The organism is Pseudomonas sp. CFBP 8758 (assembly GCF_014841725.1).
GTDB lineage: Bacteria > Pseudomonadota > Gammaproteobacteria > Pseudomonadales > Pseudomonadaceae > Aquipseudomonas > Aquipseudomonas baltica.
The window spans coordinates 72,512-84,799 of the sequence record NZ_JACYUK010000002.1 but is presented as its reverse complement, the minus strand read 5'-3'; the positions used below and the strand labels follow the sequence as shown (position 1 = coordinate 84,799).

Here is a 12,288-nt window from a genome sequence, read left to right as displayed (position 1 = left end):
TGAAGACAGCCTGGCCAGACATGCTCGCTGGCGCTGCAGTAGACCCAAGGACATACCATGGACCGTGTGCGAAATCTTCTGGAACAGATCCAGAGCCGCCTCGATGAGCTGAACAAGGCCGAGCGCAAGGTGGCCGAGGTCATTCTGCTCAATCCGCAGCAGGCGACCCGCTTCAGTATTGCCGCTCTGGCGCAGGCCGCCAAGGTCAGCGAGCCGACGGTGAACCGCTTCTGTCGTTCCTTCGGCGTCAGCGGCTACCCCGAGCTCAAGCTGCAACTGGCGCAAAGCCTGGCCAGTGGCGCCGCCTACGTCAGTCGCGCGGTAGAAGCCGACGACGACCCGGCGGCCTATACCCAGAAGATTTTCGGCAGTGCCATCGCTTCGTTGGACAGCGCCTGCCAGCAACTCGATCCGGCGCTGGTCAGCCGCGCCGTGGACATGTTGATCCAGGCACGCCAGATCCACTTCTTCGGCCTCGGCGCGTCGGCGCCGGTGGCGCTCGATGCCCAACACAAGTTCTTTCGCTTCAACCTGGCGGTGTCGGCCCATGCCGATGTCCTCATGCAGCGAATGCTGGCGTCGGTTGCCCATACCGGCGAGCTGTTCGTGATCATCTCCTACACCGGGCGCACGCGCGAACTGGTGGAAGTCGCCCGCCTGGCACGGGAAAACGGTGCATCGGTGCTGGGGCTCACGGCAGCAGGCTCGCCCTTGGCCAAGGCCAGCAGCGTAAGCCTGAACATACCCCTGCCTGAAGACACGGATATCTACATGCCGATGACATCGCGCATCGTGCAATTGACTGTGCTCGATGTGTTGGCCACGGGCATGACGCTACGGCGCGGCGTGGATTTCCAGCCGCACCTGAGGAAGATCAAGGAAAGCCTGAACGTGAGTCGCTACCCGGCTGGGGATGGCCTGGACTGAATGCAGGCAAAGGACATGGATCTGCAGGCGCGGTCAGTGGCCGCAAAAAAACGCTGCGGTGGATCAGATTCACCGCAGCGAGCCTTTCGCGGCCGATGACCGCTCCTACGGTCAAACCGCAGGTAAATGGGATGAATAAGCCCCTGATCCCACGTAGGAGCGGTCAGCGGCCGCGAAAAGAACACCGCGGTGTGCCAGTTTCACCGCGGGGCAGCATTCGCGGCCGATGACCGCTCCTACGGTGAGCCCGTTACTGGCTCGAAAAAAAGGGCGACCTGAGTCGCCCGGAAAGCGCACACCACAAATCAGAACTTGGACTGGATCTTCAACCCGGCCACCAGTGCGTCATCCACCTGGTTCACGCCGCCAGGATGTTTGATGTACTGCACGTTGGGCCGCACCGTCAGCCAGTTGGTCACGTGGAAGCCGTAGTAGATCTCGGCGTTGTACTCGGTGTCCTGGATCGGCAGGTATGACGGATTGTCGTAGTCTTCGATGTTGTTCAGATCATTGACCAGGCGGCGATTCTTGCGCACGTCTTCGTTGACGTGGATGCGCGCGATGCCCACACCGATGTCGTCCTTGGGCCGGGCGTCGAAGGGCCCCATGTAGGTCAGGCCGATCTGCTGATAGTTGTCGACGAAGTTGGTGTCCTTGTCGTGCACGGTGGCGTTGGCGAAGATGCTCAGGCCACGCGCGGCGCTGCCGTTGTGACTGGTCAACTGTTGCTGGGCGACGATCCAGGCGCCGTGCTTGCTGCTGTGGGACTTGTAGCTGGCGCCGGAAACCGCAGCCGCCTGGCCATTGCCATCTTCATACACATCGTCGGCCTTGGCCGTGCTGTAGTAGTAGCCCAGGCGATACTCGCCCGGCAGGTCGTTGAGCTTGGGCGTCCATACCAGTTCAACCGGCAGGATCATGCCCTTGGTGCCGCTGCCGCTGAGCTTGAAGCCGTTACCGGTTTCCAGGTACGAGGGGTTCTGCTCGAACACGCCCACCTGCGCATACACTTCCGGGGTGATGTTGTACTTGATACGCAACGCCCACTGGCTGACCGGCCAGTTGTACCAGATGTTGCCCACCCAGTTGCCGACCTGCGAACCGCAGAACGCCAGGTTCTGGAAGTCGCACGGGAAGCTGTTGAAGTCTTCGCCAGGGCCGAAGCGGCCGATCTTGACGTTGAGCTTGTCGTCGAAATAACCCTGCTTGTACCACATCTGGGTAAGCCGCCAGGTCTGGCCCCTGCCCCAGACTTCCTGGGATGAACTCAGGGTGCCCGCACGCGGGTCGCCGATCCGGTCATTGGAGATGTTGCGGCCGCTACGCTCGGTGATGGCCAGCTTGAACTCCGCATCCTTCCACCCCAGAATCTTTTCCAGGTCCATCTTCACGCCCAAGGCGAACTGGTCGCTGTAGCGTGCGGTGGTGTCGTCGTTGTAGCCACCGTCGAGATTGCTGCCAACTTCCCCTACGTATTCCAGCGAAAAATCGTAGCCCTTTTCCAGCAACTCCGTACGGGCCCCACCCCAGTCACCGGTCATCCACGGCGACTCTTCGGTAAAAGCCCCAGCGGCATGCACGCTGCCGGCCAGACTCAAGGCGCCGAGCATCGACAACTGGCCGATCAGTCTGGGTTTAGTGATAAGTCTGCTGTTCATCCCTCTTCCTCTTTTATTGTTATTGACGTGTTGTACAGTCTTGCCAATGGCAGGCGACAGGCCGCCCGCCGATATCGCTATTCAGCGTCCTTTGAACTGGGTCACGTTGCCCAAGGGTGCAGCTTCCTGCGCGGTTCGCGTGGCGCCGAGGCGCGCACCGCTGGCCGCATCGAAAATCAGGACCTTGCTCGGGTCCAGCAGCAGGTTCAAGGTGGCGCCTATGGCCGGCGCAGCATCCGGCGCCATGCGGCAGCACACCTTGGTCTGGTTCACGGTGACGAACACCAGCGTGTCCGGCCCGGTCGGCTCGGTGATCTGCACTTCGGCACGCAGGGTGGGCAAACCCGTGACCTGCTCGCTGGCCAGGGCGATCTGCTCGGGGCGGATGCCGAGGATGATCTCGCGATCCTCCAGCCCCGCGTCGGCGATGCCCAGCGGCAGTTCGCAACGCGCCTGGCCGCTGTCGAGCAGCGCCATCAGGCGACCGTCCTGGCGGGTCAGGCGCAGCGGAATGAAGTTCATCGGCGGCGAGCCGATGAAGCTGGCCACGAACAGGTTGGCCGGATCGTTGTAGATCTGCTGCGGCGTGCCGAACTGCTGGATGATGCCGTCCTTCATCACCGCCACCTTGTCACCCAGGGTCATGGCCTCGATCTGGTCGTGGGTCACGTAGACCGTGGTGGTCTTCAGGCGCTGATGCATCAACTTGATCTCGGTGCGCATCTCCACCCGCAGCTTGGCGTCGAGGTTGGACAGCGGCTCGTCGAACAGGTAGATCTTGGGCCGCCGCGCCAGTGCGCGCCCCATCGCCACGCGCTGCTGCTGGCCACCGGAGAGCTGGCCGGGCTTGCGTTCGAGCAGATGCTCGATCTGCAGCAGCTTGGCCACCCGCGCTACTTCTTCGTCGATCGAAGCCTGGGGCATCTTGCGGATCTTCAGGCCGAAGCAGATGTTCTCGCGCACCGTCATGGTCGGATACAGCGCGTAGCTCTGGAACACCATGGCAATGTCCCGGTCCTTGGGGCTCATGCCGCTGATGTCTTCGCCGTCGACCAGGATCGCCCCGCCGGAGATGTTCTCCAGGCCTGCAATGCAGTTCATCAGGGTCGACTTGCCACAGCCCGACGGCCCCACCAGGATCAGGAATTCCCCTGAGTCGATCGAAAGCTCGATGTTCTTCAGCGTGTCCGGCAAGCCGCTGCCGTAGGTCTTGATTACGTTGCGCAGTTCCAGCGTTGCCATGTTGCTACCCCTTGACCGCGCCGGCCGTGAGCCCGCGCAGGAAATACTTGCCAGCGAAGATGTAGACCAACAGCGTCGGCAGGCCGGCGATCATTGCCGCTGCCATGTCCACGTTGTATTCCTTGACCCCGGTACTGGTGTTGACCAGGTTGTTCAATGCCACGGTGATCGGCTGTGCATCGCCGCTGGCGAACACCACGCCGAACAGGAAGTCGTTCCAGATCTGGGTGAACTGCCAGATCAGGCAGACCATGACGATCGGGATCGACATGGGCAGCAGGATCTTGCCGAAGATGGTGAAGAACCCGGCACCATCCAGGCGTGCGGCCTTGACCAGTGCGTCCGGCACGCTTACGTAATAGTTGCGGAAGAACAGCGTGGTGAATGCCAGCCCATACACCACGTGCACCAGCACCAGCCCGGTGGTGGTGTTGGCCAGGCCGAACTTGCCCAGGGTGAATGACGCCGGCAACAGCACGGTCTGGAACGGCAGGAAGCAGCCGAACAGCAGCAGGCCGAAGAACAGTTGCGAGCCGCGAAACTTCCACATCGACAGCACATAGCCGTTCATGGCACCGATGAAGGTGGAGATCAGCACGGCAGGAACGGTGATCATCACCGAGTTCCAGAAGTACCCACCCACCGAACCCCAGGCCTTGACCCAGCCGATGGCAGTGAACACTTCCGGCAGGCTCAGCAGGTTGCCGGTGCGGATGTCGTCGGGTGTCTTGAAGCTGGTCAGCAGCATCACCACCAGCGGCACCAGGTAGATGGCCGCGGCCAGCAGCAGCACGGCGTAGATCGCCACGCGACTGAAGGTCAGGGCCGGTTTGCCGGTCATAGGGTTCATTGACGTTTGCCCCGCAGTTCGGAGTACAGGTAGGGCACCAGGATGGCCAGGATCGCGCCGAGCATCAGCATGGCGCTGGCCGACCCCTGCCCCATCTGGCCCCGGCTGAAGGTGAAGGCGTACATGAACATCGCGGGAAGGTCCGACGAGTAGCCCGGCCCTCCCGCCGTCATCGCAGCTACCAGGTCGAAGCTCTTGATGGCGATGTGCGCAAGAATCATGAAGGCGCTGAAAAACACCGGACGCAGGCTCGGCAGGACGATGCGCAGGTAGATGGTGGGCAGGCTGGCGCCGTCCACCTGGGCGGCGCGAATGATCGACTGGTCGACGCCACGCAGGCCGGCCAGGAACAGCGCCATGACGAAGCCCGAGGCCTGCCACACAGCCGCGATCACCAGGCAGTAGACCACCCGGTCCTGGTCAACCAGCCAGTCCAGGCGAAAGCCTTCCCAGCCCCAGTCGCGCAGCAGTTTGTCCAGGCCCATGCCCGGGTTGAGCAGCCACTTCCAGGCCGTACCGGTGACGATCATCGACAGCGCCATGGGATACAGGTAGATGGTGCGCAGGAAGCCTTCGCGGCGAATGCGCTGGTCCAGCAGCACTGCCAGGAATACCCCCAGCACCAGGCTGATGAAAATGAACAGGCCACCGAAGACCGCGAGGTTCTTGCTCGCGACCCACCAGCGATCGTTGTCCATCAGCCGCGCGTACTGCGCAAGGCCCGCCCACTTGTAGTTGGGCATGAAGCTTGAAGTGGTGAAGGACAGCACCAGGGTCCACAGGATGTAGCCGTAGAAGCCGACCAGCACGATCAGCATGCTCGGTGCCAGCACCAGCTTGGGCAGCCAGCGCTGCAGGGCGTCCAGGGGCGAAGCCCTGCGCATGACAGCAGTTGAGCTCATGTTGAGATGTCCGCTTCGTTGGATAGTGTGTAGCAGCGGCGCAAGCCGCGTCCGGCAGCGCCGCGAATGCATGATGCAACGGCGGCGATCGGGACCCGGCTTGCGCCGGTGCTACAGGGCTGGGTGTGTCAGCCTGATGTTCACTTGGCCGAACTGATGGCCTTGGCCAGCTGCGAGGCGGCCTTCTGCGGATCAGCCTGGGGATTGTTGATGTAGTTGGTCACCACATCGAAGATCGCGCCCTGCACCGCCAGGGTCGTGGCCATGTTGTGCGCCATGCTCGGCTGCAGGCCGCCGGTCTTGTCGTCGGCCAGGAAGTCCTTGGCCGCCGTCTGGGCGCAGGCGTCGAAGCCCAACTTGTCCATCTCGGCGAGCATGTCGGTACGTACCGGGATCGAACCCTTGTTCATGCTGAAGACTTTCTGGAAGTCGGTGCCCAGTGCAACCTTGGCCAGGTCTTGCTGCGCGGCCATGTCGTCCTTGTTCTTGAGTTCGAACACGGCCAGCGAGTCGATGTTGTAGGTGAAGGCTTTCTCGGTGCCGGGGAAGGCCACGCACTGGTAATCCTTGCCGGCCACCTTGCCTGCCGCGGTCCACTCGGACTTGGCCCAGTCGCCCATCATCTGCATGCCGGCCTTGCCATTGATGACGTCGGCAGCCGCGATGTTCCAGTCACGCCCGGCACGGTTGGGGTCCATGTAAGTTGCGACCTTCTTCAGCTCGGTGAACGCCTTGACCATCTGTTCACCCGTCAGGGTGCTCTCATCGAGGTCGACGAAGGCTTTCTTGTAGCCGTCTGCGCCCATGACCGACAACACCACGTCTTCGAACACGGTGCTGTCCTGCCATGGCTGACCACCATGGGCCAGCGCGATGAAGCCCTTGGCCTTGAGCTTGTCGCCGGCTGCATAGAATTCTTCGAGGGTAGTCGGCGCCTTTTCGATACCAGCTTTCTTGAACACCTCGGGGTTGATCCACAGCCAGTTCACCCGGTGGATGTTCACGGGAACGGCCACATACTCGCCGTCGTACTTGACGGTGTCAGACACCTTCTTGACCAACAGGCTGTCCCACTTCTCATCCACGGCAACCTGCTTCAGGGCTTCGGTGCTGAGCAGCCCGGTGCTGCCCCATTCCTGGATGTCGGGGCCTTTGATCTGGGCAACGCCAGGAGGATTGCCAGCCATGGCGCGGCTCTTGAGCACGGTCATTGCGGTGGAACCGCCGCCGCCGGCCACGGCGCCGTCTTTCCAGGTGAAACCGTCTTTCTCCACCTGCGCCTTGAGCACGTCGACTGCTGCTTTTTCACCGCCGGACGTCCACCAATGCACCACTTCGACCGAACCTTTGGAGTCGGCAGCCAGGGCACTGAGCGGGAACACGGAGGCAAGGGAAACGACGATGGCGAGGCGGGAGAGCGAGTTCATGGGACATCCTTTTTTGTTGTTATGCAGATGCAAGTCTGATGCTTGCGTTGCATGAGAGTGTAAACATCGCCACAGGGGCGCAGGTAACGAAGGGATGGGGAAATGTCACCGACTGGTGACATTCGATCGGCTGGCGTGAGCACGCATGAACGTCTCACACCGCCTTGCGTGGCAACACCAACGTCACGCGCAACCCGCCAGCCGGAAGATTCTGCAAGGTCACCTCGCCGCCATGGCTGTGGGCGATATTGCGCGCGATGCCCAGGCCCAGGCCATAGCCCTGCTGAGTGCCGGCCAGACGAAAGTGCGGCTCGAAGACTTTCTGCAGCCGTTGCTCCGGCACCCCAGGGCCTTCGTCGTCGACGTACAACACGAAGGCCTCGGCGTCGTCATGGATGGACAAGTGCGCGCGGTCGCCGTACTTGAGTGCGTTGTCGATCAGATTGCCGATGCAGCGCTTGATCGCCAGCGGCTTGCCGGTATAAGCCCGGCGCGCCTTGCCTTCCAGGGTCACTCGGCCGTTGCCGTGCGGCGCCAGATAGGGCTCTACCAGGCAGTCGAGTACCTGATCGAGATCGACCCGTTCGATGTTTTCGTGGATGTCGGTGTCTTTGACGCATTGCAGCGCGCCCTTGACCAGCAATTCCAGCTCGTCCAGGTCACGGCCGAACTTGGCTTCCAGGGCTGGATCGTCGAGCAGTTCGACGCGCAGCCGCAGGCGCGTGATGGGCGTGCGCAAGTCGTGGGAAATCGCACTGAACAGCTGGCTGCGCTCGGTCAGGTAGCGGCTGATGCGCTCGCGCATGGCATTCAGTGCACGGGCCACTTCCACCACCTCGCTCCCACCGCCGTCCATGGGCGGTTCGTTGCTCACCTCGCCCAGCGACAGCTCGCGTGCGGCGCGGGCCAGGCGTTTCAGGGGCCGGCTTTGCCAGTGCACGAGCACGCCAATGAACAGCAGCAGGAACCCGCTGGTCAGGGCGATGAACCAGATCTGCTGGGCAGGCAGGCCCTCTTCCTCGAGCGTGGTATAGGGTTCGGGCAACAGCGAAGCGATGTACAGCCATTCGGTGGGTCCCAGGCGAATCTGGGTGACCAGCACCGGCGGGTTGACCGGTTCCAGGGTCAAAGCGTAGTGCGCCCAGGAGCGCGGCAGCTCGTCGAGCTTCAGGCCGCTATTGAAGATGCGCAGGTCGTCGGGGCTGACGAAGGCCACCGAGATATCCACGTCGACGCCCAGCTGGGTGCGGAGCACTGCAGAAACCGCATCGATCACTGCAGTCTTGCGCGCGGTCGATTCGAGCAGCTGCATACCCAGTGGCTTGTCGTTGAGCGAAACGAAAAAGCGCGTACCGCCCATGCTGCGCAGCTGATCCAGGACCAGCGGCCGATAGGCCAGTGGCAACGAACGGAAATAGCTGACGCTGGCCGCCATCGAGTGGGCCAGGCTGCGGGCGCTGGTCACCAACCCTTCGAGCTGGGTGGCACGCAGCTGCGACAGCCAGATGACGCTGGACAAGCCCTGCGCCAGCAGCACCGCCAGCAGTGTCAGCAACAGCATGCGACCCAGCAGTGAGCGCGGCTTAAACAGGCGCAACGTGGGCCGCCAGCAAGTAGCCGCTACCACGTACCGTGCGGATCAGCCGCGAGGGCTTGTCATTGTCGCGCAGGCGTTGGCGCAGGCGGCTGACCGCCATGTCGACGATGCGATCCAGCGGCATCGGCTCGCGCCCGCGAGTGGCGTTGCCGATGGTATCGCGGTCAAGGATCTGCTGCGGATGGTCGAGGAACAGCTTGAGCAAGGCAAAGTCGGCACCGGATAGGAACACCTCTTCCCCGTCGGTGTGAAACAGGCGGTGGCTGACGGTATCCAGCCGCCAGTCGTCGAAACCGAGTACTTCGCCACTGCGCTCGCTGGCGAACTGGCTGCGTCGCAGCAACGCCTTGATGCGCGCCTGCAGCTCGCGCGGGCTGAACGGCTTGCCCAGATAGTCATCGGCTCCCAGCTCGAGGCCGATCACGCGGTCGGCTTCGTCGGAGCTGGCGGTCAGCATGATGATCGGCACCTGGGCCATGCGCGGATGCTGGCGGATCCAGCGGCACAGACTGAAGCCATCTTCGTCGGGCAGCATGACGTCGAGAATCACCAGGTCGGTGCCGACTTCGGCGCCAAGCGCTTCGCGAAAGCCCGCGCCATCGGCCGTGGTGCGCACGGCGAAACCGGCGCGGCTAAGGTAGGTGTCCAGCAGTTCGCGGATGTCCTGATCGTCATCGACCAGCAGGATCGATTTGCCGACAGTGCTCACGTGGGCGTCCTTGTTGTCATTGCCGGGTCGATACGCCCGGCTTTTTTCAAGGGCTGATTAAACGCTCAAGCCTGCGCCTGTTGCAAGGCCACGCCTGCGCCCAACAGCCCGGAGAACTCGGCCGTGACCACCCACACCGGGATGCCCTTGAAGTAATCGCTCATGCAGCCCTTGTCGGCGAAGCTCTCGGCGAAACCGCTTTGCATGAAGATGTCGAGAAAGCGCGGGATCACGCCACCGACGATGTACACGCCGCCCCGACCACCCACGGTCAGCACGTTGTTGCCCGCCACCCTGCCCAGGAAGCGGCAGAATTGCTCCAGGGTTTCCCGAGCGACGGGGTCGCCGGCAAGCCCGGCGTCGGTAACTTCCGCCGGCGAGGTGCAGGAAGGCGTGTGGCCGTCTACTTCGCACACAGTTTGATACAACCGTAACAACCCACCACCGCTGAGAATCGTCTCGGCGCTGACGTGACCGATCTGCGCTTCGATGTGCGCGCGCAGTTGGGCTTCGCGCGCGCTGCCGACGGGCAGGTCGACATGGCCGCCCTCACCCGGCAATGCCATCCAGCCGTTGCGCAGGGCGATCAACGTGCCCACGCCCAGCCCCGTGCCTGGGCCGATGACCACTGCCGGACGTGCGGGATCCGCTTCGCCCTCGCAGACCAGCTGGTATTCATCGGGCTGTAGACGGGTCATGCCCAACGCCATGGCGGTGAAGTCATTGATCAGCAGCAGGTGCCCGATCTGCAGGCTTGCGCAGAATGCCTTGCGGCTCAGGCGCCAATGGCTGTTGGTGAAGCGGAACTCGTCACCGTCCACCGGGCCCGCTACCGCCAGGCACGCGGCGCCGATGTCGCCCTTCTGCAGCTTGAGGTCGGCCATGTACACACCGATGGCGTGCTCGGGGCTGGTGTAGTCTGCCGTGGGGAAGACCCGAACCGAATGCAGTGCATCGTTTTCCCAGAGGGCGAAACGTGCGTTGGTACCGCCGATGTCGCCGATAAGGGCGAGTGTCATCGCAAAATCTCCAACCCCGAAGTGAAGGCACTGGCGCCTTGCTCGGCCGAGCTGAAGGCTTGGCGCATGAACCCGAACAGTTCACGCCCGCACCCTACGCCATTGGCCAAGGTGCCGACCGCCGGGGTGCGGCTGGCCAGCGTCTGGGCATCGACGCGTACCTGCAAGGTACCTTCGACACCGTCGACCCGGATGATATCGCCATCGCGCACCAAGGCCAACGGGCCACCGCTGGCCGCCTCGGGACTGACGTGAATCGCGGCGGGAATCTTGCCGGACGCGCCGGACATGCGCCCGTCGGTGACCAGCGCGACCTTGAAGCCGCGATCCTGCAGCACGCCGAGAAAAGGCGTCATCTTGTGCAGTTCCGGCATGCCGTTGGAGCGCGGCCCCTGGAAGCGCATGACCGCGACGAAATCCTTTTCCAGTTCGCCGGCCTTGAACGCATCGGCCAGCTCCTGCTGGTCCTGGAACACGCGGCACGGCGCCTCCACTACCTGGTTCGCCAACGCCACGGCAGACACTTTCATGACGCCCCGACCCAGATTGCCTTCCATCACGCGCAATCCGCCCTCGGCCGAGAAAGGCCGTGCCACGGGGCGCAGGATGGTTTCGTCGAGGCTCGCCTCGGGACCCTCGCGCCAGACCAGCCGACCCTCTTGCAGAAACGGTTCGCGGGTATAGCGGCTCAGGCCATGACCGGCCACCGTGTTCACGTCCTCGTGCAACAGGCCCGCTGCGAGCAACTCGCGAATCAGGAAAGCCATGCCGCCAGCTGCCTGGAAATGGTTAATGTCAGCCTTGCCGTTTGGATAGACATTGGACAGGGTGGGCACCACTTCGGACAAATCGGCCATGTCCTGCCAGGTCAGGATGATGCCCGCAGCCATGGCGATCGCCGGCATGTGCAGGGTGTGGTTGGTCGAACCGCCCGTCGCGTGCAGGGCGACGATCGAATTCACCAGCGACTTTTCATCGACGATGCGGCCGATGGGCGTGAACTCGCCGTTGGCCTTGGTCAGGCGTGTCACCTGATGGGCCGCCTCGTGAGTCAGCGCATCGCGCAGCGGTGTGTTGGGATTGACGAACGAGGCCCCCGGCAGGTGCAACCCCAGCACTTCCATGAGCAACTGGTTGGTGTTGGCCGTGCCGTAGAACGTGCAGGTGCCCGGACTGTGGTAGGACTTCATCTCCGATTCGAGCAATTCTTCACGGCTCGCCTTGCCCTCGGCATAACGCTGGCGAACATCGGCCTTCTCCTTGTTGGAGATGCCCGACGGCATCGGCCCGCCGGGGACGAAGACCATCGGCAGATGGCCAAAGCGCAGCGCGCCCATCATCAGGCCCGGAACGATCTTGTCGCAGATGCCGAGCATCAGGGCGCCATCGAACATGTTGTGGGACAAGGCCACGGCCGTGGACAGCGCGATGGTTTCACGACTGGCCAGGCTCAGTTCCATGCCAGCCTCGCCTTGGGTCACGCCATCGCACATGGCCGGCACGCCACCGGCGAACTGGCCGACCGAGCCGATCTCGCGCAACGCCTGCTTGAGCTGCTCCGGGTAGGTTTCGTAGGGCTGGTGCGCCGAGAGCATGTCGTTATATGACGAAACGATTGCGATGTTGGTCGCATTCATCATGCGCAGTTGGTGCTTGTCTTCGGTGCCGCACCCCGCTACTCCGTGGGCAAAGTTCGCACACTGCAGCTTGCCGCGCATGGGCCCGTCGCTGGCGGCGCTGTCGATCAGTTGCAGGTAGTGCTTGCGGGTAGCTTGGCTACGCGCAATCAGCCGTTGGGTGACCTCAAGGACGCGGGGATGCATGTGAAGAACTCCAGGCTTTGGGGGCGACCTCTGCAACACTCTGTCCGAACTACGACCCGTGTCAGGGCTCAAAGCCCTGCAGGCAAGAATCGCTGTAGAGGAAGGGTTGTACCGGTCACTCGTTGTAGATAGAA

General features: G+C 62.8%; 10 protein-coding genes. 1 reads left to right on the top strand and 9 read right to left on the bottom strand.

The features are described from left to right. Window positions 1-66: 66 nt before the first annotated feature. Entirely contained in the window at window positions 67-927 is an 861-nt protein-coding gene (hexR, locus tag IFT75_RS04160; protein WP_185794215.1) for a DNA-binding transcriptional regulator HexR, read from the top strand. Between the two features lie 305 nt (window positions 928-1,232). Here hexR and IFT75_RS04155 read toward each other — a convergent pair whose 3' ends face one another. From IFT75_RS04155 to edd, 9 genes are all read right to left on the bottom strand, one after another. Next, window positions 1,233-2,537, bottom strand: a complete 1,305-nt coding sequence (locus tag IFT75_RS04155) for a carbohydrate porin (RefSeq protein WP_244652354.1) — start codon at window positions 2,535-2,537, stop codon at window positions 1,233-1,235. A gap of 129 nt (window positions 2,538-2,666) precedes the next feature. Then, window positions 2,667-3,827, bottom strand: a complete 1,161-nt coding sequence (locus tag IFT75_RS04150; protein ID WP_192053514.1) for an ABC transporter ATP-binding protein — start codon at window positions 3,825-3,827, stop codon at window positions 2,667-2,669. A gap of 4 nt (window positions 3,828-3,831) precedes the next feature. Continuing rightward, entirely contained in the window at window positions 3,832-4,668 is an 837-nt protein-coding gene (locus IFT75_RS04145; protein ID WP_163007624.1) for a carbohydrate ABC transporter permease, read from the bottom strand. A gap of 5 nt (window positions 4,669-4,673) precedes the next feature. After that, window positions 4,674-5,579: a carbohydrate ABC transporter permease gene (locus tag IFT75_RS04140; RefSeq protein WP_122479603.1), complete on the bottom strand. Its 906-nt coding sequence runs from the start codon at window positions 5,577-5,579 to the stop codon at window positions 4,674-4,676. 140 nt (window positions 5,580-5,719) lie between these two features. After that, window positions 5,720-7,006, bottom strand: a complete 1,287-nt coding sequence (locus tag IFT75_RS04135; RefSeq protein WP_185794103.1) for an ABC transporter substrate-binding protein — start codon at window positions 7,004-7,006, stop codon at window positions 5,720-5,722. A gap of 154 nt (window positions 7,007-7,160) precedes the next feature. Further along, a complete protein-coding gene (locus IFT75_RS04130) occupies window positions 7,161-8,567 on the bottom strand; it encodes an ATP-binding protein (RefSeq protein ID WP_122479740.1) in 1,407 nt (468 codons plus the stop codon). Between the two features lie 22 nt (window positions 8,568-8,589). Further along, a complete protein-coding gene (locus tag IFT75_RS04125; RefSeq protein ID WP_122479605.1) occupies window positions 8,590-9,312 on the bottom strand; it encodes a response regulator in 723 nt (240 codons plus the stop codon). A gap of 65 nt (window positions 9,313-9,377) precedes the next feature. After that, window positions 9,378-10,331 (bottom strand): glucokinase, encoded by a 954-nt coding sequence (locus tag IFT75_RS04120; RefSeq protein WP_122479606.1) that lies wholly within the window; start codon window positions 10,329-10,331, stop codon window positions 9,378-9,380. After that, a complete protein-coding gene (edd, locus tag IFT75_RS04115) occupies window positions 10,328-12,154 on the bottom strand; it encodes a phosphogluconate dehydratase (protein WP_122479607.1) in 1,827 nt (608 codons plus the stop codon). Before edd ends, IFT75_RS04120 begins: the two co-directional genes overlap by 4 nt. Between the last annotated feature and the right edge of the window lie 134 nt (window positions 12,155-12,288).